This window comes from Staphylococcus caeli, from assembly GCF_051413795.1.
In the GTDB taxonomy this organism is placed as follows: Bacteria; Bacillota; Bacilli; order Staphylococcales; family Staphylococcaceae; genus Staphylococcus; species Staphylococcus caeli_A.
Window position 1 is genome coordinate 1 of record NZ_JBOIRQ010000018.1, and the last position, 23,545, is coordinate 23,545.

Annotated in this window: 38 protein-coding genes; 32 read left to right on the forward strand and 6 right to left on the reverse strand. The window is 35.3% G+C overall.

Features of this window, described 5'->3' with window-relative positions:
- Positions 1-163: 163 nt before the first annotated feature.
- Together mspA and ACSULM_RS09445 are read right to left on the reverse strand one after the other, a co-directional pair.
- Positions 164-481, reverse strand: coding sequence for a membrane stabilizing protein MspA (gene mspA / locus ACSULM_RS09440; RefSeq protein ID WP_436862372.1), 318 nt, complete (start codon positions 479-481; stop codon positions 164-166).
- Positions 482-545: 64 nt separating this feature from the next.
- On the reverse strand, positions 546-722 hold the full coding sequence (locus ACSULM_RS09445; RefSeq protein ID WP_436862374.1) for an SE1832 family protein: 177 nt from the start codon (positions 720-722) through the stop codon (positions 546-548).
- A gap of 148 nt (positions 723-870) precedes the next feature.
- Here ACSULM_RS09445 and ACSULM_RS09450 point away from each other — a divergent pair, with 148 nt between their 5' ends.
- Positions 871-1,782, forward strand: a complete 912-nt coding sequence (locus ACSULM_RS09450; protein WP_436862375.1) for an AEC family transporter — start codon at positions 871-873, stop codon at positions 1,780-1,782.
- A gap of 106 nt (positions 1,783-1,888) precedes the next feature.
- On the opposite strand, the gene ACSULM_RS09455 is transcribed toward ACSULM_RS09450, so the two are convergent.
- From ACSULM_RS09455 to ACSULM_RS09465, 3 genes are all read right to left on the reverse strand, one after another.
- Positions 1,889-2,680: a glucose 1-dehydrogenase gene (locus ACSULM_RS09455; RefSeq protein ID WP_436862377.1), complete on the reverse strand. Its 792-nt coding sequence runs from the start codon at positions 2,678-2,680 to the stop codon at positions 1,889-1,891.
- Positions 2,681-2,813: 133 nt separating this feature from the next.
- Positions 2,814-3,671, reverse strand: coding sequence for a RhaT/GlcU family sugar-proton symporter (locus ACSULM_RS09460; protein ID WP_436862378.1), 858 nt, complete (start codon positions 3,669-3,671; stop codon positions 2,814-2,816).
- Between the two features lie 178 nt (positions 3,672-3,849).
- The gene (locus ACSULM_RS09465) at positions 3,850-4,719 is read right to left on the reverse strand and encodes a GNAT family N-acetyltransferase (RefSeq protein WP_436862380.1); all 870 of its coding nucleotides are present in this window, start codon (positions 4,717-4,719) and stop codon (positions 3,850-3,852) included.
- Between the two features lie 124 nt (positions 4,720-4,843).
- Between ACSULM_RS09465 and ACSULM_RS09470 the strand changes: the two genes are divergently transcribed.
- Both ACSULM_RS09470 and ACSULM_RS09475 read left to right on the forward strand, forming a co-directional pair.
- The gene (locus tag ACSULM_RS09470) at positions 4,844-6,982 is read left to right on the forward strand and encodes a DNA topoisomerase III (protein WP_436862382.1); all 2,139 of its coding nucleotides are present in this window, start codon (positions 4,844-4,846) and stop codon (positions 6,980-6,982) included.
- A gap of 109 nt (positions 6,983-7,091) precedes the next feature.
- On the forward strand, positions 7,092-8,426 hold the full coding sequence (locus tag ACSULM_RS09475) for an NCS2 family permease (RefSeq protein WP_436862383.1): 1,335 nt from the start codon (positions 7,092-7,094) through the stop codon (positions 8,424-8,426).
- 192 nt (positions 8,427-8,618) lie between these two features.
- Here the strand turns inward: ACSULM_RS09475 and ACSULM_RS09480 are convergent, their stop codons facing one another.
- Positions 8,619-9,005: a hypothetical protein gene (locus ACSULM_RS09480; RefSeq protein WP_436862385.1), complete on the reverse strand. Its 387-nt coding sequence runs from the start codon at positions 9,003-9,005 to the stop codon at positions 8,619-8,621.
- 359 nt (positions 9,006-9,364) lie between these two features.
- Between ACSULM_RS09480 and rpsJ the strand changes: the two genes are divergently transcribed.
- The 29 genes from rpsJ (at position 9,365) to rplQ (ending at position 23,277) form a co-directional block, all read left to right on the forward strand.
- The gene (gene rpsJ, locus ACSULM_RS09485; protein WP_436862387.1) at positions 9,365-9,673 is read left to right on the forward strand and encodes a 30S ribosomal protein S10; all 309 of its coding nucleotides are present in this window, start codon (positions 9,365-9,367) and stop codon (positions 9,671-9,673) included.
- A 27-nt stretch (positions 9,674-9,700) separates the two neighbouring features.
- A complete protein-coding gene (rplC, locus tag ACSULM_RS09490; RefSeq protein ID WP_436862389.1) occupies positions 9,701-10,360 on the forward strand; it encodes a 50S ribosomal protein L3 in 660 nt (219 codons plus the stop codon).
- 26 nt (positions 10,361-10,386) lie between these two features.
- Positions 10,387-11,010: a 50S ribosomal protein L4 gene (gene rplD / locus ACSULM_RS09495; protein ID WP_436854783.1), complete on the forward strand. Its 624-nt coding sequence runs from the start codon at positions 10,387-10,389 to the stop codon at positions 11,008-11,010.
- Positions 11,010-11,285 carry a 50S ribosomal protein L23 gene (gene rplW, locus ACSULM_RS09500; protein ID WP_002506966.1) on the forward strand — a complete coding sequence of 92 codons (276 nt, stop codon included), beginning with the start codon at positions 11,010-11,012 and terminating at the stop codon, positions 11,283-11,285. Before rplD ends, rplW begins: the two co-directional genes overlap by 1 nt.
- 31 nt (positions 11,286-11,316) lie before the next feature.
- The gene (gene rplB / locus ACSULM_RS09505; RefSeq protein ID WP_069995248.1) at positions 11,317-12,150 is read left to right on the forward strand and encodes a 50S ribosomal protein L2; all 834 of its coding nucleotides are present in this window, start codon (positions 11,317-11,319) and stop codon (positions 12,148-12,150) included.
- A gap of 64 nt (positions 12,151-12,214) precedes the next feature.
- Positions 12,215-12,493, forward strand: coding sequence for a 30S ribosomal protein S19 (gene rpsS, locus ACSULM_RS09510; RefSeq protein WP_069995249.1), 279 nt, complete (start codon positions 12,215-12,217; stop codon positions 12,491-12,493).
- Between the two features lie 28 nt (positions 12,494-12,521).
- The gene (rplV, locus tag ACSULM_RS09515) at positions 12,522-12,875 is read left to right on the forward strand and encodes a 50S ribosomal protein L22 (RefSeq protein ID WP_002482617.1); all 354 of its coding nucleotides are present in this window, start codon (positions 12,522-12,524) and stop codon (positions 12,873-12,875) included.
- A gap of 24 nt (positions 12,876-12,899) precedes the next feature.
- Entirely contained in the window at positions 12,900-13,553 is a 654-nt protein-coding gene (rpsC, locus tag ACSULM_RS09520) for a 30S ribosomal protein S3 (protein ID WP_069995250.1), read from the forward strand.
- Positions 13,554-13,555: 2 nt separating this feature from the next.
- Entirely contained in the window at positions 13,556-13,990 is a 435-nt protein-coding gene (gene rplP, locus ACSULM_RS09525) for a 50S ribosomal protein L16 (protein ID WP_069995251.1), read from the forward strand.
- Positions 13,980-14,189: a 50S ribosomal protein L29 gene (gene rpmC / locus ACSULM_RS09530; RefSeq protein ID WP_002482620.1), complete on the forward strand. Its 210-nt coding sequence runs from the start codon at positions 13,980-13,982 to the stop codon at positions 14,187-14,189. The genes rplP and rpmC overlap by 11 nt, the downstream gene beginning before the upstream one ends.
- 26 nt (positions 14,190-14,215) lie before the next feature.
- Positions 14,216-14,479 (forward strand): 30S ribosomal protein S17, encoded by a 264-nt coding sequence (rpsQ, locus tag ACSULM_RS09535; protein WP_002482621.1) that lies wholly within the window; start codon positions 14,216-14,218, stop codon positions 14,477-14,479.
- Between the two features lie 31 nt (positions 14,480-14,510).
- Positions 14,511-14,879, forward strand: coding sequence for a 50S ribosomal protein L14 (gene rplN / locus ACSULM_RS09540; protein ID WP_002482622.1), 369 nt, complete (start codon positions 14,511-14,513; stop codon positions 14,877-14,879).
- A 41-nt stretch (positions 14,880-14,920) separates the two neighbouring features.
- Entirely contained in the window at positions 14,921-15,238 is a 318-nt protein-coding gene (gene rplX / locus ACSULM_RS09545) for a 50S ribosomal protein L24 (RefSeq protein WP_436854787.1), read from the forward strand.
- A 25-nt stretch (positions 15,239-15,263) separates the two neighbouring features.
- Positions 15,264-15,803, forward strand: coding sequence for a 50S ribosomal protein L5 (gene rplE / locus ACSULM_RS09550; RefSeq protein ID WP_069995252.1), 540 nt, complete (start codon positions 15,264-15,266; stop codon positions 15,801-15,803).
- A gap of 21 nt (positions 15,804-15,824) precedes the next feature.
- Positions 15,825-16,010 carry a type Z 30S ribosomal protein S14 gene (locus tag ACSULM_RS09555; RefSeq protein ID WP_002482625.1) on the forward strand — a complete coding sequence of 62 codons (186 nt, stop codon included), beginning with the start codon at positions 15,825-15,827 and terminating at the stop codon, positions 16,008-16,010.
- Between the two features lie 31 nt (positions 16,011-16,041).
- On the forward strand, positions 16,042-16,440 hold the full coding sequence (gene rpsH, locus ACSULM_RS09560; protein ID WP_002482626.1) for a 30S ribosomal protein S8: 399 nt from the start codon (positions 16,042-16,044) through the stop codon (positions 16,438-16,440).
- 27 nt (positions 16,441-16,467) lie between these two features.
- Positions 16,468-17,004: a 50S ribosomal protein L6 gene (rplF, locus tag ACSULM_RS09565; protein ID WP_069995253.1), complete on the forward strand. Its 537-nt coding sequence runs from the start codon at positions 16,468-16,470 to the stop codon at positions 17,002-17,004.
- Between the two features lie 31 nt (positions 17,005-17,035).
- Complete coding sequence (gene rplR, locus ACSULM_RS09570) at positions 17,036-17,398, forward strand: 50S ribosomal protein L18 (protein ID WP_436854788.1); 363 nt, start codon at positions 17,036-17,038, stop codon at positions 17,396-17,398.
- A 20-nt stretch (positions 17,399-17,418) separates the two neighbouring features.
- On the forward strand, positions 17,419-17,916 hold the full coding sequence (gene rpsE, locus ACSULM_RS09575) for a 30S ribosomal protein S5 (RefSeq protein WP_011302602.1): 498 nt from the start codon (positions 17,419-17,421) through the stop codon (positions 17,914-17,916).
- 19 nt (positions 17,917-17,935) lie between these two features.
- Positions 17,936-18,115 carry a 50S ribosomal protein L30 gene (gene rpmD, locus ACSULM_RS09580; RefSeq protein ID WP_002482630.1) on the forward strand — a complete coding sequence of 60 codons (180 nt, stop codon included), beginning with the start codon at positions 17,936-17,938 and terminating at the stop codon, positions 18,113-18,115.
- Positions 18,116-18,133: 18 nt separating this feature from the next.
- Positions 18,134-18,574: a 50S ribosomal protein L15 gene (rplO, locus tag ACSULM_RS09585; protein ID WP_436854789.1), complete on the forward strand. Its 441-nt coding sequence runs from the start codon at positions 18,134-18,136 to the stop codon at positions 18,572-18,574.
- A complete protein-coding gene (gene secY, locus ACSULM_RS09590) occupies positions 18,574-19,866 on the forward strand; it encodes a preprotein translocase subunit SecY (protein WP_436862391.1) in 1,293 nt (430 codons plus the stop codon). Before rplO ends, secY begins: the two co-directional genes overlap by 1 nt.
- 17 nt (positions 19,867-19,883) lie before the next feature.
- Positions 19,884-20,534 carry an adenylate kinase gene (locus ACSULM_RS09595; protein ID WP_436862393.1) on the forward strand — a complete coding sequence of 217 codons (651 nt, stop codon included), beginning with the start codon at positions 19,884-19,886 and terminating at the stop codon, positions 20,532-20,534.
- A gap of 171 nt (positions 20,535-20,705) precedes the next feature.
- Positions 20,706-20,924, forward strand: coding sequence for a translation initiation factor IF-1 (infA, locus tag ACSULM_RS09600; RefSeq protein WP_001118443.1), 219 nt, complete (start codon positions 20,706-20,708; stop codon positions 20,922-20,924).
- A gap of 31 nt (positions 20,925-20,955) precedes the next feature.
- Positions 20,956-21,069, forward strand: a complete 114-nt coding sequence (gene rpmJ, locus ACSULM_RS09605) for a 50S ribosomal protein L36 (RefSeq protein WP_002482634.1) — start codon at positions 20,956-20,958, stop codon at positions 21,067-21,069.
- 21 nt (positions 21,070-21,090) lie between these two features.
- Positions 21,091-21,456: a 30S ribosomal protein S13 gene (rpsM, locus tag ACSULM_RS09610; RefSeq protein WP_069995258.1), complete on the forward strand. Its 366-nt coding sequence runs from the start codon at positions 21,091-21,093 to the stop codon at positions 21,454-21,456.
- Between the two features lie 23 nt (positions 21,457-21,479).
- Positions 21,480-21,869, forward strand: coding sequence for a 30S ribosomal protein S11 (gene rpsK, locus ACSULM_RS09615; protein WP_436862395.1), 390 nt, complete (start codon positions 21,480-21,482; stop codon positions 21,867-21,869).
- Positions 21,870-21,945: 76 nt separating this feature from the next.
- The gene (locus tag ACSULM_RS09620; protein WP_436862397.1) at positions 21,946-22,890 is read left to right on the forward strand and encodes a DNA-directed RNA polymerase subunit alpha; all 945 of its coding nucleotides are present in this window, start codon (positions 21,946-21,948) and stop codon (positions 22,888-22,890) included.
- A gap of 18 nt (positions 22,891-22,908) precedes the next feature.
- Positions 22,909-23,277, forward strand: a complete 369-nt coding sequence (gene rplQ / locus ACSULM_RS09625; RefSeq protein ID WP_069995260.1) for a 50S ribosomal protein L17 — start codon at positions 22,909-22,911, stop codon at positions 23,275-23,277.
- Positions 23,278-23,545 lie beyond the last annotated feature (268 nt).

Here is a 23,545-nt window from a genome sequence, read left to right on the forward strand (position 1 = left end):
CATCGACCAAGAAAGTGTCTTAATTGGTGTACACCTTATGAAATTTTCACTGTAAGTCTGTTGCAGTTAAATTGACAATTCATCATAAAAAAAGATTAGCGTATGAATGATTCACACGCCAATCCGTTTTATGTCAGTATATATCTTGCCAAAATATGCTTTATTAGTATAATACTAATGTTAAAATAGCATAGATAACAAATAAAAGAACACTTATAATGTTTAAAATTTGGATTGCCTTTGCATCTTTTTTAATGTGCTTAAAGGCAGTAACTTCAACATTACCAACTAACAGTAGTAAGATGACAAATACCCACCAATTGATTGCTGGGAAAGACATTGTCGTCAAAGCGACTACAAATAATAATAGCAATGCCATGATAAAACGCAATATACGTGTGATAATTGTATCCATTTTAAATATACTTATGTAAGCAACAATAAGATACAATACCGGTAAAAAGATAAGATATAGTTGCATGAATTAACTTCCTTTCTTTGTTCGCCATTAATCTTAGCATGTTAAAAATAGATTTACTAGAATGTTATTTATGTTCTTTTTGTCTAATTTCTGAACGAACCGCTGCAATTTCCTGTTCAATATCTTCTAGCTGTTTGACAAGTGGATCTACTGATTGGTTTACAGACTCTCTTTTTTCCAAGTCACCTTGTAATCTAACATAATCATATTTAAGTTCAGCTAATTTTTCATTTAAGTCCATGGATACGCACTCCTTTAAATAGTAAATTATCTTTATCAATTGATTCGTATTATATCATGGAATTGAAAGCTTCTAAAACAACCAATTGATATGTTAAGGTATGAAAGTAGCATGAAAACGAAATAACGAAGTGAAAGAAGGCATTAGCGTGACTCAACAATTTATCATTATTATTTTACTCATCGCATTAGGGTACACACTTAAACGAATTAATTATTTTAAAGCTAACGATAGCCAAGTATTCTCTACGTTAGTATTGAATGTTACTCTGCCTTCTTTAGTAATTGTAAACTTAAATAAAGCTGAATTAGATATATCACTGTCCATCTTACCTATAATGATGATTCTATATGGAGTGGTTGCCAAAGTCATTGTTATTTGGTTCTTTATAAAATATGATAATCAAATTCGTGGCGCCACAGGCATGATGATTGCATCACTTAACATTGGACTATTTGCATACCCACTAGTTGAAGCAATTTGGCCAAAAACTGGAATGATCTATTTTGGCATGGCGGATATCGGTGGAGCTATTATTATGTTTGGCGTAACTTACTTTGTAGGCAGTTATTTTAGTAGCGCTGGGGATAGCTTTGATTTTAAATATTTAGGGAAAAATATTTTAAAATCTGTACCATTAATGACCTATATCATTATGTTTATTTTAAATATGTTGGATATCCATTTTCCTAAACCAATGATCGATTTCTTTACCGTGCTATCAGGTGCAAACATGCCATTATCAATGATATTACTTGGACTTATGCTTAATTTTAGTATCGATAGACGGTTCTTACCAATTGCCCTTAAATATATAGCGGCACATTATGGACTCGGAATCATTGCAGGTTTATGTGTATATTATTTCTTACCTGTAGACGATCAAATGATTAAGACAACATTACAAGTAGCGTGGCTCTTACCAGTAGGTGTTGCTATAATTCCGTATTCTATACAGTTTAAATATAAAACATTACCCCTTGTTGGAATGGTTACAAATTTAACGATTGTCATTAGTATTATAATTCTGTATATCTATCAAGCATTATTTGTATCATAGTGGTCATAAGATATTATGATATTTGGGTAGCTGCAAATGTATAACAAAAAAGGTTGGAAATAGACAAGGATTTCATTTGTCTGTTTCCAACCTTTTAGTTTCTTATTTATCCTTTACCACCCATAAATGCAGGATAGTTTGTCATGCCGCCATCAACATAGATGGTCGTGCCATGAATATAGTCTGCTAAGTCAGATGCGAGGAAGCGTGCAACGTTTGCCACTTGTTGTGCATCGCCAATGACTTTTGCTGGAATCATTTCAAGTGTTTCAGCTCGCGTTTCTGGATCAGAGAATTTTTCCTTCGTATGTTCGGTAACAATAGCACCAGGTGAAATGTTATTAATACGAATACCATATTGCGCATATTCCATGGACATCGTTTCCATCATTAATTTTAAACCGCCTTTACTAGCAGCATAGTTAACGTAATTCGGCCAAGGAATTTTATCATGAACGCTTGATGTATTGATGATGATACCTTGTTTATCTTCTTTTAAAAATTGATTTACTGCCGCTTTGGAGCCCATAAACGCCCCAGTTAAATTAATATCTATAACTTTTTGCCATTCTGATAAAGGCATTTCATGTGTGGGAATTGCTTTTTCAAAACCGGCATTGTTAATCATGATATCTAATGTTCCGAATTCAGAAACTGCTGATGCTATAAGATGATTTACATCCTCTTCTTTAGATATATCGGCCTGTACTTTGATTGCCTTACCACCTGCGTCTTCGATGATCTTTATGGATTCTGCGACTGCGTCTAAGCTTTTTTCTGAGCGATAGTTAATGACTACGTTTGCTTTTTCTTTACCGAATTGTTCGACCATGGCTTTACCGATACCACTACTTCCACCAGTGATAACAACAACTTTATTTTCTAATTCTTTAAACAATATTGACGCCTCCTTATAAGTAAATGAAATAAAAAGTTTAGAACAAGTAGGATATGAAAGTTAAATTGTTGAATCAACCAACCATTGTCCTATGTTCTAAACTTCATGATGTTTGTATGTGAATAAATTATAATTAACCTTTTAAATTACCTAAAATAAATGCAGCGATGATAATAAGTACTATACCAGCCCAAATACCAATCATTTGACGTTTGTCTTTACGTTCTCCTAATAAGAAAATACCACCTAGGGTAGATACAATAACTAACAATTGAGAGAATGAAAAACTTGTTGCAACACCAACTTTAGGTTGGGAGTAGAACATAAATAAGTTACCGATACCCCAAACGACACCAGGGATGATATTCCAAATTGTACTTTTAATCGATGTTTCATGTTTTGAAGAAAGAATCAAGCCACCGATTGCCATACCGATTGATTGGAAGAAGAGGGCACTCATACCATCTACACCAAATATTTGTGCGACTACAACATACACAACATAGCCTACGGTCGAAATGAGTAAGATAGGTATCGCTTTACCAAAATTACTATTACTATCTGAGGCTTCACGTTTACCTTTGATTGATGTCATCGCGATACCAATTACAAGTAATACCATTGATACGAGACCAAGTGTGACTTGTGTACTAGTACTCCATTCACCTAAGAACACAGCGCTAAACAATGTCGTTCCAACTAATTGTAAGCCAGTAGATATTGGCATTGTCTTAGAGACACCAATTAAACTAATTGATTTAAGTTGATAACCTTGACCAAGTGCCCAAAATGCACCGGAGATTAATCCAACAATAATCACTGTGAAATTATCAAACTTTGCATTACCAGTAAGAAGTAAAATAATACCAATAATCAGTGCACCTAATGTTGTCCCTCTGATTTGATTGTATGGTCCGCCACCAACCAGTACGTTAATTAAAACAACGCTACCCCAGAATAATGCGGGTAACAACGCAATTAATAAATCCATTTTGACTCACTCTTTCTATTTTGTTTTCCCCTTTAAGCAATCGTAATGACTGCTATTGAAACCTAGTTTAAAGCAAAACAATAAGATAGTAAAAAATAATAAATGATAATTGGTTAATTTTTGTATTTAGTGATACTAATTAAATTAAAAGTGTATTTTTTTAGACTATCGTTATTTATTAAAGATGAGCAGCAACATATTTGAATTTTTTATATTCATAATTAATGTTGAATCCTAATTCATGGAATCGTTCAACAAGTGTATTGTTTTTACTTCGAATTTTAAAATAAACCCTATCAATATCATAATTAGAAAATGCAAACTGTAATGCGTGTGATAGAAGATCAAATGCTATCCCCATAAACCTATAATCTGCATGTGATGAAAAATATTTGATTTCAGCTTTTCTAGTAGAAGGGAAGATTTGAATATAAAGGTACCCTTTGAGTAAACCTTCAGACATAAAAACAAATAACTTGTTGTGTTCATCTAGAGATACAGTGATTTCATCAGCGGTCATGACGTCGTGCTTAAAAGTATAATCATGTAGCTTTTTAAAAGAACGATAATAGGCTGGGCGGTAATCAGTAATGTTTTGTGCATGGTCTACTGTACCAACATCTTGTGTTGATATGAGATGATAATCAGTAAAACTATACGAAGCTTCAATTGCTTTCATGTATGGTGTATAAGCTTGTTCATTTTCTTCAAAGGAAAAGTTGAAATTTGCAGTATCGGGTTTACCTTGAACCAATGCTGCGAATAATGATTTGAAATCATCATTTGTTAGTGAAACTGATTTTTTTACAAAAGGACCAATAACTTTATATTTATTGTCCTCGTACTTAAATGCAAGGATTAGCATCTCGATATCGTTTTGATCATTTAATTGCGCAAACACACCTGGGTCAATGATTGCTTGTTTTATCGTTTCTTCAACATCTTCATGTTCTTGTGGTAGTTTGTATAAGTAAGAAGCCGAATGGTAATCAGCGTTATTTATAAAAGTAACAATCTGCTCATAATTATTTAATTGCGTAATTTTCATAACAATACCTCCGTAAGTTATTCAGTTAAGTCAATTATAAGAATTTTTTACATGAAATGGAAGTTATGATGTGCTACATACATGTTACAATGTAGAATATATTAGAATTTGAAAGGGCGAAACTATGAAATCACTGATTATTGCTGAAAAACCTTCAGTAGGTAGAGATATTGCAAATGCGTTAAATATAAATGAAAAGCGTAACGGTTATTTTGAAAATAATAAATATATTGTTACATGGGCGTTAGGTCATCTTGTAACAAATGCAACACCTGAACAATATGATGGTAGGTTTAAAGAATGGAAACTTTCTGATCTGCCAATTATACCTGATAAGATGAAAACGGTCGTAATTAGAAAAACACGAAAACAGTTTTCTACAGTCCAATCGTTAATAAAGAGCGATAAAGTCAATAAAATTATCATTGCTACTGATGCGGGGCGTGAAGGCGAATTAGTAGCACGTTTGATATTGGATAAAGCGCATACCAAAAAGCCAATACAGCGACTTTGGATTAGTTCGGTGACGAATAAAGCAATAAAAGATGGGTTTAACAAACTTCAGGATGGTCGCAAATTTAATCATTTGTATCAAGCTGCATTAGCACGTAGTGAAGCAGACTGGATTGTGGGTATTAACGCGACACGTGCATTAACTACTAAGTATGACGCACAGCTTTCACTTGGCAGGGTGCAAACACCGACGATACAATTAGTTCAAATGCGACAAAATGAAATCAATCAATTTAAGCCTCAAACTTACTATATGATGAAATTGACTGCTGGTGGTCTGACTTTCCAATGTCAAACTCCGCAATCTCATATGGATCGAACAGTCCTTGAGCAAATAAAAAAAGAAATTGATGGCCAACAAGCTCAGATAGAAGCAATTAACAAAACACACAAAAAAGCATACCCACAGCAATTGTATAGCTTAACAGATTTACAACAAGATGCATATAAACGTTTCCATTTAGGGCCTAAAGAAACTTTAAATACATTACAAGCATTATATGAACGCCATAAACTTGTCACTTATCCTCGTACAGACTCAAATTATTTAACGGATGATATGGTGGGAACACTTAAAGACAGATTACAAGCAATTATGGCAACGTCGCTTAAACCACTAGCGAAACAACAAATGACGAATTCATTTTCAGCGAAGTTGAAGTTTGTGAATAACAGTAAAGTTTCTGATCACCATGCGATTATCCCAACAGAAGTGCGTCCGGATATGAGCCAATTAAGTCAACGTGAATCAAAAGTTTACATGATGATTGCACAACGATTTTTAGAAAATTTAATGCCGCCTCATGAATATGAAGCGATAGCGATTGAATTAAAAATAGGCAATTATAAATTCTCATTCAAAGATAAAGTTACAACGAAGCTCGGATTTAAAGCGGTATATGAAGATAATGAAAAAGTTGCTGCTGAAATAAGTCAACTGCAAAAGGGCACAACATTAAAAGTAACTAAAACACAAATAGAACAGCATGAAACAACGCCGCCACCGTATTTTAATGAAGGTTCATTATTGAAAGCGATGGAAAGTCCTCAGAAATTCTTCGAACTTCAAGATAAAAAACACAATAAAACGCTCAAGGATACAGGTGGTATTGGTACAGTTGCGACGAGAGCCGATATTATTGAAAAACTGTTTAATATGAATGCGATAGAATCTCGAGATGGAAAGATAAAAGTTACCTCTAAAGGAAAACAAATTCTTGAATTAGCACCACAGAAACTAACATCGCCATTGCTTACTGCAGAATGGGAAGAAAAACTGTCATTGATTGAACAAGGGAAATATGACGTCAGCAAGTTTATTTCTGAAATGAAGAGGTTTACGAATGAAGTTGTTGAAGAAATAAAAACAAGTGAACAACGCTATAAGCACGATAATTTAACTACTACAGAATGTCCAACTTGTGGGAAGTTTATGATTAAAGTGAAAACGAAAAATGGACAAATGCTTGTATGCCAAGATCCTCAATGTAAAACGAAGAAAAATGTCCAACGTAAAACAAATGCACGTTGCCCAAATTGTCATAAGAAAATGACACTCTTTGGAAGAGGGAAAGAAGCGGTGTATCGTTGTGTATGTGGTCACACGGAAACACAAGCACAAATGGACAAACGCCATAAAAATAAGAAATCAGATAAAGTAAACAAAAAAGATCTCAAAAAATATATGAATAATGATGATGGTTTAGAAAACAATCCATTCCAAGATGCTTTAAAAGGCTTGAAACTCTAGATAATCGAACGTATAACGAATATTTATAACTAAAGTTCGTGTTTGCTATTGTAAAAAAGTTGATTTGGTATTAGAATGTGAAAGTATTTTAAAAAAAGGAGAACTAACCGTGAAAAAGTATTTCAAGTTTGAAAAGCATGGAACGAACTATAAGAAGGAGATACTTGGAGGGCTTACAACTTTCTTATCTATGGCTTATATTTTAGCTGTTAACCCTCAAGTACTTAGTTTAGCTGGTGTTGATGGTGTTTCTGAAAATATGAAAATGGATCAGGGTGCTATTTTTGTTGCTACGGCACTAGCAGCATTTGTTGGTTCGTTATTTATGGGGTTAATTGCGAGATATCCAATTGCATTAGCGCCAGGTATGGGCTTAAATGCATTTTTCGCATTTACTGTAGTTTTAACGATGGGTATACCATGGCAAGTTGGTTTAACAGGTGTACTATTTTCGGGGGTAGTTTTCGCTATACTAACAATGACAGGTTTACGAGAAACCATCATTAATGCAATACCTTATCAGATGAAAATGGCCGTATCTGCCGGTATAGGATTATTTATAACATTTGTTGGACTACAAAGTTCTGGTATTATAGTCAAAAATGATTCGACACTTGTAACTTTGGGCCATATTACTGATGGACCTGTACTATTAGCAATATTTGGTATTATAAGTACAGTGATTTTGTATGCAATTAGAGTGCCTGGAGCAATATTTATTGGTATGGTATTGACGTCGGTAGTCGGTATGTTAACAGGACTTATACATACACCAAGTGCTATTGTAGGACAAATACCAAGTATTGAACCAACTTTTGGTGCAGCATTTGAAGCATTCAAAGATCCTGGTCAATTACTCACTGTCCAATTTTTAATTGTTATTCTCACGTTTTTATTCATTGATTTCTTTGATACAGCAGGTACGCTTGTAGCAGTTGCTACACAAGCTGGTTTTATGAAAGATAATAAAATGCCTCGCGCGGGTCGCGCATTATTCTCAGATTCATTAGCGACAATAGTCGGAGCGATTTTTGGTACGACAACAACTACTTCATATATTGAATCGAGTTCAGGTGTAGCTGTCGGAGCGAGAACAGGATTTGCAAGTGTTGTTACCGGATTCTGTTTCTTATTAGCTATATTCTTTAGTCCGCTCATGGAAGTTGTTACAAGCGCTGTGACAACACCGGCATTAGTCGTGGTTGGTGTATTAATGGCAGCGAACTTTGCCGAAATTGATTGGAAGAAATTTGAAGTTGCTGTACCGGCATTTGTAACGATTATTATGATGCCGCTATCATATTCAATAGCAACTGGTATTGCATGTGGATTCATTTTTTATCCTATAACGATGTTAATTTCAAAACGTCATAAAGAAGTACATCCAATCATGTACGCATTAATGATTCTATTTATATTATACTTTGTTTTTGTTCACGGATAATAAAACCATATTAAAAAGCACATTGTTATGTCGATAATCGACACTTTAACAATGTGCTTTTGCTTTTTAACTTTATTTAAATTAGCGAAGAAATATAATTAAAACGTTCTATATTGAATCGTTTCTTCTATTATATAGGGTACATACCAGTTAAATAAAAATATCATCTTTGTAAGTTGAAACATCAAATGATTAATTTTTGTTACGTCTGTCTACAGTATAAATTACTTTCGCATTTCTATTTGGTACATATAATGGCGCTGACAATAAAATAAATATAAAAAATAACATTAAAATAAATAATGCCCAGTGGACAACCATACCTACTACAGGTATAAAAGCCAAGAAGGAGCCGATGATTCCCATTAATGGAATAAATAACATAGGCTTAATAGAATTTTGTTTATCTACCATTAATATAATTACCATCACAAAATATAAAAATGCATTGATTAATAACGGTTGCCAACCAAATCCAAGAATTATACTGCCACCCAAGAAGGGGATGCCATAAACTAATTCGCTAATAATTAAAAGTATGCTTAAAATTAATAATACAGTGCGAATACCACTTTTCATAAAAATTCACCACCTAACATATTCCATTATATAGGATAATTCTTGTTTAGAATAATAATTTGAAATGCTATGAAAGATAAAATTGCTAGTAATACGAAAAAATTTTCAAAAGTGGTTGAAGTGAATAACGTAATCAAGTACAATAACAAAGTATGTGTTAGACAAAAAGTTTCAAAACTTTTGTATAAAAGCTTGATAAATCACTGTTTATCATGTATCATATCTAATGTTGGACTTTAAGAACACGCGATGAAGCGAAAGGTTACTGACACACCCGGCCGCTTTGCCATGGCGCTGTGTGAGATAGTTTTCGTGGAGAAGTCTATCACTTAAATGTAGACGAATAAGGAGGGAAAATTATGGCAAAACAAAAAATCAGAATCAGATTAAAAGCTTATGATCACAGAGTTATTGATCAATCAGCAGAAAAAATTGTTGAAACAGCGAAACGTTCTGGTGCAGATGTATCTGGACCAATTCCGTTACCGACTGAAAGATCAGTTTACACGATTATTCGTGCCGTGCATAAGTACAAAGATTCACGTGAGCAATTCGAACAACGTACACATAAACGTTTAATCGATATTGTTAACCCTACACCAAAAACAGTTGATGCTCTTATGGGCTTAAACTTATCATCTGGCGTAGACATCGAAATCAAATTATAATAGAAAAAATTAGGAGGTGGACTTTCGATGACCAAAGGAATCTTAGGAAGAAAAATCGGGATGACACAAGTTTTCGGAGAAAACGGTGATTTAATCCCAGTAACAGTAGTAGAAGCAAGCCAAAACGTTGTATTACAAAAGAAATCTGAAGAGATTGATGGATACAACGCTATCCAAGTAGGCTATGAAGATAAAAAAGCTTATAAAAAAGATAGTAAATCTAGCAAATATGCCAACAAACCAGCTGAAGGCCATGCTAAAAAAGCAGGCACAGCACCTAAGCGCTTCATTCGTGAATTCAGAAACGTTAATGTTGATGAATACGAAGTAGGTCAAGAAGTCTCAGTTAATACATTTGAAGCTGGAGACGTAATTGATGTAACAGGCGTATCTAAAGGTAAAGGTTTCCAAGGTGCCATTAAACGTCATAATCAAGCACGTGGTCCAATGTCACATGGTTCTCATTTCCATAGAGCACCAGGTTCAGTAGGTATGGCATCAGATGCTTCAAGAGTCTTTAAAGGACAAAAAATGCCTGGACGTATGGGCGGTAACACTGTAACAGTACAAAACTTAGAAGTAGTTCAAGTTGACACTGAAAACAATGTTATTTTAGTAAAAGGTAATGTACCAGGTCCTAAAAAAGGATTTGTAGAAATCACATCATCAATCAAAGGTAATAAATAATTTACAACGAAAGGAGGAATTGCATAATGGCTAATTATGATGTATTAAAAGTAGATGGAACTAAATCAGGTTCAGTTGAACTAAGCGATGCAGTATTTGCAATCGAACCAAACAACAGCGTTCTTTTTGAAGCAATTAACTTACAACGTGCTTCATTACGCCAAGGTACTCATGCTGTTAAGAATCGTTCAGCAGTACGTGGTGGTGGACGTAAACCATGGAGACAAAAAGGTACAGGACGTGCGCGTCAAGGTACAATTCGTGCGCCACAATGGCGTGGTGGTGGTATCGTATTCGGTCCAACACCAAGAAGCTACTCATACAAAATGCCTAAGAAAATGCGTCGTTTAGCATTACGTTCAGCATTATCTTTCAAAGTACAAGAGAAAGGTTTAACTGTTGTAGATGCATTAAACTTAGATGCTCCTAAAACAAAAGAATTCAAAACTGTACTTTCTAACTTAGAACAACCTAAAAAAGTATTAGTAGTAACAGAATCAGAAGATGTAAACGTTGCTTTATCAGCACGTAACATTCCTGGTGTTCAAGTAACTACAGCTCAAGGGTTAAACGTTCTAGATATCACAAGCGCTGACAGTGTAGTAATCACAGAAGCAGCTGCTAAAAAAGTTGAGGAGGTGCTCGGATAATGGAAGCAAGAGACGTTCTTAAGCGCCCCGTAATCACTGAAAAATCTTCAGTTGCTATGGCTGAAGACAAATACACATTCGACGTTGATACTCGTGCAAACAAAACACAAGTTAAAATTGCCGTTGAAGAAATCTTTGATGTAAAAGTAGCTAATGTAAACATCATTAACTACAAACCAAAGAAAAAACGTATGGGCCGTTACCAAGGCTATACAAACAAAAGACGCGTAGCAATCGTTAAATTAAAAGAAGGATCAATCGATCTATTCAACTAAAATACAATTACCAATAAGGAGGTAAACGACAATGGCTCTAAAAAAATATAAGCCAATTACTAATGGTCGTCGTAATATGACTAGTTTAGATTTCGCTGAAATCACAAAAACTACACCTGAAAAGTCATTATTACAACCGCTACCGAAAAAAGCGGGACGAAATAACCAAGGTAAATTGACAGTTCGCCATCACGGTGGAGGACACAAACGTCAATACCGTGTTATTGACTTCAAACGTAATAAAGATGGTATCAACGCTAAAGTTGATTCAATCCAATATGATCCAAACCGTTCAGCAAACATCGCATTATTAGTTTATGCTGATGGTGAAAAACGCTATATCATCGCTCCAAAAAACCTTAAAGTAGGTCAAGTACTTGAAAGCGGTGAAAATGCAGATATCAAATTAGGTAATGCATTACCATTACAATTCATTCCAGTAGGTACTGTAATCCACAACATCGAGTTGAAACCTGGTAAAGGTGGACAAATCGCTCGTTCAGCTGGTGCTAGTGCACAAGTACTTGGTAAAGAAGGTAAATACGTTTTAATTAGATTAAGATCTGGTGAAGTTCGTATGATTCTTTCAACTTGCCGTGCTACTATTGGTCAAGTTGGTAACATCCAACATGAACTTGTAAACGTTGGTAAAGCAGGACGTTCTAGATGGAAAGGCATTCGCCCAACAGTTCGTGGTTCTGTAATGAACCCTAACGATCACCCACACGGTGGTGGTGAAGGTCGTGCACCTATCGGTAGACCATCTCCAATGTCACCTTGGGGTAAACCTACGCTTGGTAAGAAAACTCGTCGTGGTAAAAAATCTTCAGACAAACTTATCGTTCGTGGACGTAAGAAAAAATAAAAATAACTTATTTACGTGTGCGGCTTAATAGCTGCACGCATACAATAAGAAGGGAGGCGCCACTATGGCTCGTAGTATTAAAAAAGGACCTTTCGCTGATGATCATCTTATGAAAAAAGTTGAAGCTCAAAGCGGAAGCGAGAAAAAACAAGTAATCAAAACTTGGTCACGTCGTTCAACTATTTTCCCTGATTTTATCGGACATACATTCGCTGTATATGATGGACGTAAACATGTGCCTGTATTCGTAACTGAAGATATGGTTGGTCACAAATTAGGAGAATTTGCACCAACACGTACATTCAAAGGTCACGCTGCAGACGACAAAAAAACTAGAAGATAATTTCTAACAGGTAGAGGAGGAAATTCCAATGGAAGCAAAAGCGGTTGCTAAAACAATAAGAATCGCACCTCGTAAAGTTAGATTAGTATTAGATCTAATTAGAGGCAAGAGTGCTGGAGAAGCTATTGCAATTTTAAAATTAAAAAACAAAGCTTCATCACCAGTAGTTGAAAAATTATTAATGTCCGCTTTAGCAAATGCTGAACATAACTATGACATGAATACTGATGAATTAATAGTTAAAGAAGCTTATGCTAATGAAGGACCAACATTAAAACGTTTCCGTCCACGTGCACAAGGACGTGCAAGTGCGATCAACAAACGTACAAGCCACATTACAATCGTCGTAAGTGACGGTAAAGAAGAAGCTAAAGAAGCTTAATACATTTTTTAAGGAGGGAACACTGTGGGTCAAAAAATTAATCCAATCGGACTTCGTGTTGGTGTAATCCGTGATTGGGAAGCTAAATGGTATGCAGAAAAAGACTTCGCATCATTATTACACGAAGATTTAAAAATCCGTAAATTTATTGATAACGCATTAAAAGAAGCATCAGTTTCTCACGTAGAAATCGAACGTGCTGCTAATCGTATCAACATCGCTATTCATACTGGTAAGCCAGGTATGGTAATCGGTAAAGGCGGTTCAGAAATTGAAAAACTTCGTAACAAATTAAACGCTTTAACAAGCAAAAAAGTACACATCAACGTAATCGAAATCAAAAAAGTTGATTTAGATGCAAAATTAGTTGCTGAGAATATTGCAAGCCAGTTAGAAAACCGTGCTTCATTCCGTCGTGTACAAAAACAAGCTATTACAAGAGCAATGAAAATTGGTGCTAAAGGTATCAAAACTCAAGTTTCAGGTCGTTTAGGCGGAGCTGACATCGCTCGTGCTGAACAATATTCAGAAGGAACGGTTCCACTTCATACACTACGTGCTGACATCGGTTATGCGCATGCAGAAGCTGACACTACTTACGGTAAATTAGGTGTCAAAGTATGGATTTATCGTGGAGAAGTTCTTCCTACTAAGAACACTAGTGAAGGAGGAAAATAATAATGTTACTACCAAAACGTGTAAAATATCGTCGTCAACATCGTCCTAAAACAACTGGTCGTTCTAAAGGCGGTAACTATGTAACATTTGGTGAGTATGGTTTACAAGCAACTACAACTTCTTGGATCACATCTCGTCAAATCGAATCAGCTCGTATTGCAATGACTCGTTATATGAAACGTGGCGGGAAAGTTTGGATTAAAATCTTCCCACACACACCTTACACTAAAAAACCTTTAGAAGTACGTATGGGTGCTGGTAAAGGTGCAGTAGAAGGCTGGATTGCAGTAGCAAAACCAGGTAGAATTTTATTTGAAGTCGCAGGCGTTAACGAAGAAGTTGCGCGTGAAGCATTACGTTTAGCAAGTCACAAACTTCCAGTTAAAACTAAGTTTGTAAAACGTGAAGAATTGGGTGGTGAACAAAATGAAAGCTAAGGAAATTAGAGACTTAACCACTTCAGAAATCGAAGAGCAAATCAAATCTTCAAAAGAAGAGCTTTTTAACCTACGCTTTCAGTTAGCTACAGGTCAATTAGAGGAAACTGCACGTATTCGCACAGTAAGAAAAACGATTGCACGTCTAAAAACTGTTGCTCGTGAAAGAGAAATTGAACAAGGTAAAGCGAATCAATAATTCAATTGAAAGAGGAGGTTACTAAAGTGAGCGAAAGAAATGATCGTAAAGTTTATGTAGGTAGAGTCGTTTCCGATAAAATGGATAAAACGATAACTGTACTTGTTGAAACATACAAAACACACAAGTTATATGGTAAACGAGTAAAATACTCTAAAAAATACAAAACTCATGATGAAAACAACTCAGCTAAATTAGGGGACACAGTTAAGATTCAAGAGACACGTCCTTTATCAGCAACTAAACGTTTCCGTTTGGTAGAAATTGTTGAAGAATCAGTAATTATTTAATTAAATAGTGAAGATAAAGGAGGTTTAACTCATGATCCAACAAGAAACACGATTAAAAGTAGCAGATAACTCTGGTGCACGTGAAGTTCTTACAATTAAAGTATTAGGTGGATCTGGTCGTAAAACAGCTAACATCGGTGACGTTATCGTAGTAAGTGTTAAAAATGCTACACCAGGTGGCGTTGTCAAAAAAGGTGAAGTAGTAAAAGCTGTTGTAGTACGTACTAAATCAGGCGTACGTCGTAACGATGGTTCATATATCAAATTTGATGAGAATGCATGTGTCATCATCCGTGATGACAAAGGCCCACGTGGTACTCGTATTTTTGGACCTGTCGCTCGTGAACTACGTGAAGGCAACTTCATGAAAATTGTATCATTAGCTCCAGAAGTACTTTAATAAAACATTTATAAATATATAAATTTAAGGAGGTGCCACACATGCATATCAAAAAAGGTGACAACGTAAAAGTTATCGCAGGTAAAGACAAAGGTAAAGAAGGTAAAGTTGTTTCAACTGAACCTAAAAAAGACCGTGTCGTTGTGGAAGGTGTCAATATTATCAAAAAGCACCAAAAACCAACTCAATTTAATCCTGAAGGTGGAATCTTAGAAACAGAGGCAGCAATCCATGTTTCTAACGTACAGTTATTAGATCCTAAAACGAATGAACCTACACGCGTTGGTTACAAAGTCGAAGATGGTAAAAAAGTTCGTATCGCTAAAAAATCAGGCGAAGAAATTAAATCTAATAATTAATAACTAATTGAAAGGAGGATCCACTGTGAACCGTTTAAAAGAAAAATTCAACTCTGAAGTTACTCAAAACTTAGTTAAACAATTTAACTATAGTTCAGTAATGGAAGTTCCAAAAATAGAAAAAATCGTTGTAAATATGGGTGTCGGTGACGCTGTACAAAATACTAAAGTATTAGATGATGCTGTAGAAGAGTTACAAGCAATCACTGGTCAAAAACCTTTAATTACAAAAGCTAAAAAATCAGTAGCAACATTCCGTTTACGTGAAGGTATGCCAATCGGTGCGAAAGTTACACTTCGTGGTGAAAGAATGTATGACTTTTTAGATAAATTAATTGCTGTATCACTTCCACGTGTACGTGACTTCCAAGGTGTATCTAAAACTGCATTCGATGGTAGAGGTAACTACACTTTAGGTGTTAAAGAACAATTAATTTTCCCAGAAATTGACTATGACCGAGTAAGTAAAGTACGAGGAATGGATATCGTTATCGTAACGACTGCTAACACTGACGAGGAAGCTCGTGAATTGTTATCACAATTCGGTATGCCATTTCACAAATAATCTCTAAAGGAGGCTAATTAAGTGGCTAAAACTTCAATGGTTGCTAAGCAACAAAAAAAACAAAAGTTCCAAGTACGTGAATATACGCGTTGTGAACGCTGTGGTCGTCCACATTCTGTATATCGTAAATTTAAATTATGCCGTATTTGTTTCCGTGAATTAGCTTATAAAGGCCAAATCCCTGGCGTTCGTAAAGCTAGCTGGTAATAGAAAATAGTCTGAAAGGAGGCAACAATCAATGACAATCAACGATCCAATTGCAGATATGCTAACTCGTGTAAGAAACGCAAACATGGTGCGTCACGATAAATTAGAATTACCTGCTTCAAACATTAAAAAAGAAATTGCTGAAATTTTAAAGAGTGAAGGTTTCATTAAAAACGTAGAATACGTTGAAGACGATAAACAAGGGGTTATCCGTTTATTCCTTAAATATGGTCAAAACAATGAACGTGTTATCACTGGATTAAAACGTATTTCAAAACCTGGTTTACGTGTTTATGCAAAAGCTAACGAAGTACCTAAAGTACTTAACGGTTTAGGTATTGCATTAGTTTCAACTTCTGAAGGTGTAGTAACTGATAAAGAAGCTAGAAAACGTAATATCGGTGGAGAAATCTTAGGTTACATTTGGTAATAATAAATAATAAGGAGGTGCGATAACATGAGTCGTGTTGGTAAAAAAATTATTGACATCCCTAGCGACGTAACAGTAAGTGTTGAAGGTAACACAATCACTGTTAAAGGTCCTAAAGGTGAATTATCAAGAACAATGAATGAAAGAATGACATATAAACAAGAAGAAGGCACTTTAGAAGTTGTAAGACCAACTGATTCTAAAGATGATAGAACAGTACATGGTACAACTCGTGCTTTAATTAACAATATGATTTTAGGTGTTAAAGATGGATACCAAAAAACACTTGAACTTGTTGGTGTAGGTTACCGTGCTCAAATGCAAGGTAAAGACTTAATCTTAAACGTTGGTTACTCTCATCCAGTAGAAATCAAAGCTGATGAAGGTATTACTTTCGGTGTTGAGAAAAACACAACAGTAACAGTTGCTGGTATTTCTAAAGAACAAGTTGGAGCAATCGCTTCTAACATTCGTTCAGTAAGACCTCCAGAACCTTATAAAGGTAAAGGAATTCGTTACCAAGGTGAATACGTTCGCCGTAAAGAAGGTAAAACTGGTAAATAATAAATAACTTTCAGAAGAAAGGAGTATTAAGATGATCAGCAAAATTGATAAAAATAAAGTGCGTCTTAAAAGACATGCACGTGTACGTAATAAATTAGCTGGTACAGCTGAGAAGCCACGTTTAAACATCTACCGTTCAAACAAACACATCTATGCACAAGTTATAGATGACGTAAGCGGTAAAACATTAGCACAAGCTTCAACTCAAGAAAAAGAATTAGCAAATGAATCTGGTTCTAAAGTTGAATTGTCAGCTAAAGTTGGCGAAACTGTAGCTAAAAGAGCTAGCGAAAAAGGCGTTAAAACTATCGTATTTGACCGTGGAGGATACTTATTCCATGGCCGTGTGAAAGCCTTAGCAGATGCAGCTCGTGAAAATGGTTTAGAATTTTAATTTAAAGGAGGGACATTTACATGGCTCGTAGAGAAGAAGCGAAAGAATTTGAAGAACGCGTTGTTACAATTAACCGTGTTGCGAAAGTTGTAAAAGGTGGTCGTCGTTTCCGTTTCACTGCATTAGTTGTAGTTGGAGATAAAAACGGTCGCGTTGGTTTCGGTACTGGTAAAGCACAAGAGGTACCTGAAGCAATCAAAAAAGCAGTTGAAGCAGCTAAAAAAGATTTAGTTGTAGTTCCACGTGTTGAAGGTACTACACCTCACACAATTACTGGACGTTTCAGTTCAGGTAGCGTATTTATGAAACCAGCTGCACCTGGTACTGGTGTTATTGCAGGTGGCCCTGTTCGTGCGGTATTAGAATTAGCAGGTATCACTGATATCTTAAGTAAATCTTTAGGTTCAAATACACCAATTAACATGGTTCGTGCTACAATCAACGGATTAAAAAACCTTAAAAATGCTGAAGATGTTGCGAAATTACGTGGCAAATCAGTAGAAGAATTATACAATTAAGAAGGAGGGAAAATAAGTTATGGCTAAATTACAAATTACCCTCACTCGTAGTGTTATAGGTCGTCCAGAAACACAACGTAAAACTGTTGAAGCTTTAGGTTTGAAAAAAACAAACTCTTCAGTAGTTGTTGAAGATAACCCTGCTATTCGTGGGCAAATCAACAAAGTAAGTCACTTAGTGACAGTAGAAGAAAAATAAATTTAAGGAGGTGCCGAAATGAAATTACATGAGTTAAAACCGGCAGAAGGTTCTCGTAAAGTTCGTAACCGCGTTGGACGTGGTGCTGCTACTGGTAACGGTAAAACTAGTGGTCGTGGACAAAAAGGGCAAAAAGCACGTTCAGGTGGTAGTGTAAGACCAGGCTTCGAAGGTGGTCAATTACCATTATTCCGTCGCTTACCAAAACGAGGTTTTACTAACATTAACCGTAAAGAATATGCTATTGTTAACTTAGACCAACTTAATAAATTTGAAGATGGTACTGAAGTAACTCCTGCTTTATTAGTAGAATCTGGTGTAGTTAAGAGTGAAAAAGCTGGTATTAAGATACTAGGTAATGGTTCACTTGATAAAAAACTAACAGTTAAAGCTAGCAAATTCTCTGCATCTGCAGCAGAAGCTATTGATGCAAAAGGCGGAGCACACGAGGTGATCTAATGTTTGAAACGCTTGTGAGCTTCTTTAAAACAAAAGAAGTTCGTAATAAGATCTTTTTTACTCTCGCAATGTTAGTAATTTTTAAAATAGGTACTTATATTCCCGCACCTGGTGTGAACCCAGCTGCTTTTGACAGTCAACAAGGTTCTCAAGGTGTCACTGATTTGTTAAATACATTTGGTGGCGGAGCCTTGAAGAACTTTTCTATCTTTGCCATGGGTATAATGCCTTATATAACTGCTTCAATCGTTATGCAGTTATTGCAAATGGATATTGTTCCGAAGTTTTCAGAGTGGGCAAAACAAGGTGAAGCAGGTAGAAAGAAACTTAATAACGTAACACGTTATTTTGCGATTATACTTGCGTTTGTCCAATCAATTGGTATGGCTTTCCAATTTAATAACTACTTAAAAGGTCAATTGATCATGGATCAATCAGTTTTAAGTTATTTATTAATCGCTGTTGTATTAACAGCTGGAACTGCATTCCTTATTTGGTTAGGTGAACAAATCACTCAATTTGGTGTTGGTAATGGTATTTCTATCATTATCTTCGCAGGTATTTTGTCTTCATTACCTTCATCCTTGATACAGTTTTATCAACAGGCCTTTGTGGGTCAAGATGATACTTCTATGGCTTGGTTGAAAGTAATTGGCTTAATTATTGGAATGATACTATTGACGGTTGGTGCGATATACGTATTACAAGCTATTCGTAAAATTCCAATTCAATATGCGAAGAAACAATCAGCACAGAGATTAGGTTCACAAGCAACTTATTTACCTTTAAAAGTTAACTCTGCAGGTGTTATTCCTGTTATCTTTGCAATGGCATTCTTCTTGTTACCAAGAACATTGACATTGTTTTTCCCTGACGCAAGTTGGGCGCAAAAAGTTTCAGATGTGGCAAATCCATCGAATAATATCGGTATGATTGTATATGTAGTGCTTATCATAGCATTTGCATATTTCTATGCGTTTGTCCAAGTGAATCCTGAAAAGATGGCAGAAAACCTAAAAAAACAAGGAAGTTATGTCCCAGGTATTAGACCTGGTGATCAAACAAAAAAATATATTACTAGAGTTCTCTATCGTTTAACTTTTGTAGGATCAATATTCTTAGCAGTAATAGCGATTCTTCCAATTTTTGCAACTAAAGTAATGGGCTTACCTCAATCTATTCAGGTTGGTGGTACAAGTTTACTAATTGTAATTGGTGTAGCGATTGAAACAATGAAAAGTCTAGAAGCTCAAGTGAGCCAAAAAGATTATAGAGGCTTTGGTGGTAGATAAATTGTAGGAGGGCATTTATGAATATCATTTTAATGGGTTTACCTGGCGCAGGTAAAGGAACTCAAGCGAGTGAAATTGTTAAGAAATTCCCAATTCCACACATATCTACTGGCGACATGTTCAGAAAAGCGATTAAAGATGAGACTGGTTTAGGCAAAGAAGCTAAATCATACATGGATCGTGGAGAATTAGTCCCTGATGAAGTTACTGTGGGCATTGTTAAAGATAGAATATCTGAAGACGATGCGAAAAAAGGATTCTTACTTGACGGCTTTCCTCGTACTATTGAACAAGCTGAAGCATTAAATAATATCATGCAAGAATTAGATAGAAAAATTGATGCAGTTATCAATATAGAGGTACCTGAAGAAGAATTAATGAACCGCCTTACTGGTCGTAGGATCTGTGAAAAGTGCGGAACAACTTATCATCTTGTATTCAATCCTCCAAAAGTTGATGGCATTTGTGATCTTGACGGCGGTAAATTATATCAACGTGAAGATGACAACCCAGAGACAGTTGCAAATCGTTTAAACGTCAATGTTAAACAGTCTAAACCTATCTTAGAGTTCTATGATAATAAAGACGTGTTAAAAAACATTGATGGTTCTAGAGATATTAAAGTCGTTACAAAAGACGTCATCGATATTTTAGAAGATTTAAAATAAGATCAACTTTGTACGGTCTATGTAATGCCAAAGGTATAATTAAATAAGAGTGACAATGCGATTACGTAATTCATTATATTAGTTAAACTGATTAACAACACTTATAGACACGTATGGTTAGAGTTGATTTTTGACGATAACCAACTATTTCATAAAGGGGGAAGTTAATTAATGGCTAAACAAGATGTAATTGAATTAGAAGGTACTGTATTAGATACTTTACCAAATGCAATGTTTAAAGTAGAATTAGAAAATGGTCACGAGATTTTAGCTCACGTTAGTGGTAAAATTAGAATGAACTATATTCGTATTCTACCTGGCGACAAAGTAACAGTAGAAATGTCTCCGTATGATTTAACACGCGGAAGAATTACGTATCGTTATAAATAATCGTCACTCCATAATATAGGGAGGTTTAAAAATGAAAGTAAGACCATCAGTAAAACCAATTTGCGAAAAATGTAAAGTCATTAAACGTAAAGGTAAAGTAATGGTAATTTGTAGCAACCCAAAACATAAACAAAGACAAGGCTAATAAAGAGAGGTGTAAATAATTATGGCACGTATTGCAGGAGTAGATATTCCACGTGAAAAACGTATTGTTATTTCTTTAACTTATGTGTATGGTATCGGTACTACTACAGCTAACAAAATTGCTGAAGCAGCTAACGTATCACCAGAAACTCGTGTTAAAGACTTAACTGATGATGAATTAGGTCGTATCCGTGAAGTTGTTGACAGCTATAAAGTAGAAGGTGACTTACGTCGTGAGCAAAACTTAAACATTAAACGTTTAATGGAAATCTCATCTTACCGTGGTATCCGTCACCGTCGTGGCTTACCAGTTCGCGGACAAAAAACTAAGAACAATGCTCGTACTCGTAAAGGCCCAGTTAAAACTGTAGCTAACAAGAAAAAATAATAGGTAAAGGAGGCAAAATTTAAATGGCACGTAAACAAGTATCTCGTAAACGTAGAGTGAAAAAGAATATTGAAAATGGTGTGGCTCAAATCCGTTCAACATTCAATAATACAATCGTAACTATTACTGATGAATTTGGTAATGCGTTATCATGGTCATCAGCAGGTGCACTAGGATTCAAAGGATCTAAAAAATCTACACCATTTGCAGCACAAATGGCATCAGAAACTGCTTCAAAATCAGCTATGGAACATGGCTTGAAAACTGTTGAAGTTACTGTAAAAGGACCAGGTCCAGGTCGTGAATCAGCTATCCGTGCGTTACAATCAGCTGGATTAGAAGTAACTGCAATCCGTGACGTTACTCCAGTACCACATAATGGTTGTCGTCCACCAAAACGTCGTCGCGTATAATTTTATTGTTATTGTCGCAGGTCACTGAGAAATACAGTACAAATCAAGTCGACGTAATCAAGGAGGATATTTGTAAATGATTGAAATCGAAAAACCTAGAATTGAAACAATTGAAATTAGTGATGATGCTAAATTCGGTAAGTTCGTTGTTGAACCACTAGAACGTGGCTACGGTACTACACTAGGAAACTCCTTACGTCGTATCCTACTATCTTCATTACCAGGTGCAGCCGTTAAGTACATTGAAATCGAAGGTGTATTACATGAATTCTCAGCTATAGATAATGTTGTTGAAGATGTTTCTACTATTATTATGAACATCAAAAAATTAGCATTAAAAATCTATTCTGAAGAAGACAAAACTTTGGAAATTGATGTGAAAGATGAAGGCGGTGTAACTGCAAGTGACATTACTCATGATAGTGATGTTGAGATTTTAAATCCTGAGATTAAAATTGCAACAGTTTCAAAAGGTGGACACTTAAAAATCCGTCTAGTTGCTAATAAGGGTAGAGGTTACGCATTAGCAGAACAAAATAAAACTAGTGATTTACCAATTGGTGTAATTCCAGTGGACTCACTTTATTCACCTGTTGAACGTGTAAACTACACTGTAGAAAATACACGTGTGGGTCAAAGTAGTGAATTTGATAAATTGACTTTGGATGTATGGACTAATGGTTCAATCACTCCGCAAGAGTCTGTATCATTAGCTGCAAAAATCTTAACTGAACATTTAAATATCTTCGTTGGATTAACTGATGAAGCACAAAATGCTGAAATCATGATTGAAAAAGAAGAAGATCAAAAAGAAAAAGTGCTTGAAATGTCTATCGAAGAATTAGACTTATCAGTACGTTCTTATAACTGTTTAAAACGTGCAGGCATTAATTCTGTTCAAGAATTAGCTGATAAATCTGAAGCAGATATGATGAAAGTACGTAATTTAGGCCGTAAATCTTTAGAAGAAGTTAAATATAAACTTGAAGACTTAGGTTTAGGTTTAAGAAAAGAAGATTAATATAAAGGAGGTTAACTCATGGGTTACAGAAAATTAGGTCGTACTTCTGATCAACGTAAAGCAATGTTACGTGATTTAGCTACTTCACTTATCGTTAGTGAACGTGTTGAAACAACAGAAGCGCGTGCAAAAGAATTACGTAGTGTTGTTGAAAAATTAATCACTTTAGGTAAAAAGGGAGATTTAGCTTCTCGTCGTCAAGCTGCTAAAACGTTACGTAACGTTGAAATCTTAAACGAAGATGAAACTATTCAAACTGCATTACAAAAATTATTCGGTGAAGTTGCTGAACGTTATACAGAACGTCAAGGCGGTTACACTCGTATTCTTAAAGTCGGTCCTCGTCGCGGAGACGGTGCTGAATCAGTAATTATTGAATTAGTTTAATTTAAATATGCGTACTACTATATATAAAGCAAATGAGTGCAACGATAATGTTTGCCACATACAAATATTGTCTAGCTCAGAGTACCCCATCACAACTTAATAAAATTTAAAGCGTGAACTCAAAATATGATGGGGTGCGCGCTTTTTTATATTATAAGACCCCCTTAATTCTTTAGAATTTAGGGGGTCTTATGCAATTGCGAAGCAATAGTAATCCTTCAGACGTTAATTCTTTAGAATTTAGGGGGTCTTATGCAATTGCGAAGCA

Excerpts from the sequence above, each read along its gene's own strand:
- mspA (WP_436862372.1), bottom strand. The coding sequence starts at position 481 with ATGCAACTATATCTTATCTTTTTACCGGTATTGTATCTTATTGTTGCT.
- ACSULM_RS09445 (WP_436862374.1), bottom strand. The coding sequence starts at position 722 with ATGGACTTAAATGAAAAATTAGCTGAACTTAAATATGATTATGTTAGA.
- ACSULM_RS09460 (WP_436862378.1), bottom strand. The coding sequence starts at position 3,671 with ATGGATTTATTAATTGCGTTGTTACCCGCATTATTCTGGGGTAGCGTT.
- ACSULM_RS09465 (WP_436862380.1), bottom strand. The coding sequence starts at position 4,719 with ATGAAAATTACGCAATTAAATAATTATGAGCAGATTGTTACTTTTATA.
- ACSULM_RS09470 (WP_436862382.1), top strand. The coding sequence starts at position 4,844 with ATGAAATCACTGATTATTGCTGAAAAACCTTCAGTAGGTAGAGATATT.
- ACSULM_RS09480 (WP_436862385.1), bottom strand. The coding sequence starts at position 9,005 with ATGAAAAGTGGTATTCGCACTGTATTATTAATTTTAAGCATACTTTTA.
- rpsJ (WP_436862387.1), top strand. The coding sequence starts at position 9,365 with ATGGCAAAACAAAAAATCAGAATCAGATTAAAAGCTTATGATCACAGA.
- rplC (WP_436862389.1), top strand. The coding sequence starts at position 9,701 with ATGACCAAAGGAATCTTAGGAAGAAAAATCGGGATGACACAAGTTTTC.
- rplD (WP_436854783.1), top strand. The coding sequence starts at position 10,387 with ATGGCTAATTATGATGTATTAAAAGTAGATGGAACTAAATCAGGTTCA.
- rplW (WP_002506966.1), top strand. The coding sequence starts at position 11,010 with ATGGAAGCAAGAGACGTTCTTAAGCGCCCCGTAATCACTGAAAAATCT.
- rplB (WP_069995248.1), top strand. The coding sequence starts at position 11,317 with ATGGCTCTAAAAAAATATAAGCCAATTACTAATGGTCGTCGTAATATG.
- rpsS (WP_069995249.1), top strand. The coding sequence starts at position 12,215 with ATGGCTCGTAGTATTAAAAAAGGACCTTTCGCTGATGATCATCTTATG.
- rplV (WP_002482617.1), top strand. The coding sequence starts at position 12,522 with ATGGAAGCAAAAGCGGTTGCTAAAACAATAAGAATCGCACCTCGTAAA.
- rplP (WP_069995251.1), top strand. The coding sequence starts at position 13,556 with ATGTTACTACCAAAACGTGTAAAATATCGTCGTCAACATCGTCCTAAA.
- rpmC (WP_002482620.1), top strand. The coding sequence starts at position 13,980 with ATGAAAGCTAAGGAAATTAGAGACTTAACCACTTCAGAAATCGAAGAG.
- rplN (WP_002482622.1), top strand. The coding sequence starts at position 14,511 with ATGATCCAACAAGAAACACGATTAAAAGTAGCAGATAACTCTGGTGCA.
- rplX (WP_436854787.1), top strand. The coding sequence starts at position 14,921 with ATGCATATCAAAAAAGGTGACAACGTAAAAGTTATCGCAGGTAAAGAC.
- rpsH (WP_002482626.1), top strand. The coding sequence starts at position 16,042 with ATGACAATCAACGATCCAATTGCAGATATGCTAACTCGTGTAAGAAAC.
- rplF (WP_069995253.1), top strand. The coding sequence starts at position 16,468 with ATGAGTCGTGTTGGTAAAAAAATTATTGACATCCCTAGCGACGTAACA.
- rplR (WP_436854788.1), top strand. The coding sequence starts at position 17,036 with ATGATCAGCAAAATTGATAAAAATAAAGTGCGTCTTAAAAGACATGCA.
- rpsE (WP_011302602.1), top strand. The coding sequence starts at position 17,419 with ATGGCTCGTAGAGAAGAAGCGAAAGAATTTGAAGAACGCGTTGTTACA.
- rpmD (WP_002482630.1), top strand. The coding sequence starts at position 17,936 with ATGGCTAAATTACAAATTACCCTCACTCGTAGTGTTATAGGTCGTCCA.
- rplO (WP_436854789.1), top strand. The coding sequence starts at position 18,134 with ATGAAATTACATGAGTTAAAACCGGCAGAAGGTTCTCGTAAAGTTCGT.
- secY (WP_436862391.1), top strand. The coding sequence starts at position 18,574 with ATGTTTGAAACGCTTGTGAGCTTCTTTAAAACAAAAGAAGTTCGTAAT.
- ACSULM_RS09595 (WP_436862393.1), top strand. The coding sequence starts at position 19,884 with ATGAATATCATTTTAATGGGTTTACCTGGCGCAGGTAAAGGAACTCAA.
- infA (WP_001118443.1), top strand. The coding sequence starts at position 20,706 with ATGGCTAAACAAGATGTAATTGAATTAGAAGGTACTGTATTAGATACT.
- rpmJ (WP_002482634.1), top strand. The coding sequence starts at position 20,956 with ATGAAAGTAAGACCATCAGTAAAACCAATTTGCGAAAAATGTAAAGTC.
- rpsM (WP_069995258.1), top strand. The coding sequence starts at position 21,091 with ATGGCACGTATTGCAGGAGTAGATATTCCACGTGAAAAACGTATTGTT.
- rpsK (WP_436862395.1), top strand. The coding sequence starts at position 21,480 with ATGGCACGTAAACAAGTATCTCGTAAACGTAGAGTGAAAAAGAATATT.
- ACSULM_RS09620 (WP_436862397.1), top strand. The coding sequence starts at position 21,946 with ATGATTGAAATCGAAAAACCTAGAATTGAAACAATTGAAATTAGTGAT.
- rplQ (WP_069995260.1), top strand. The coding sequence starts at position 22,909 with ATGGGTTACAGAAAATTAGGTCGTACTTCTGATCAACGTAAAGCAATG.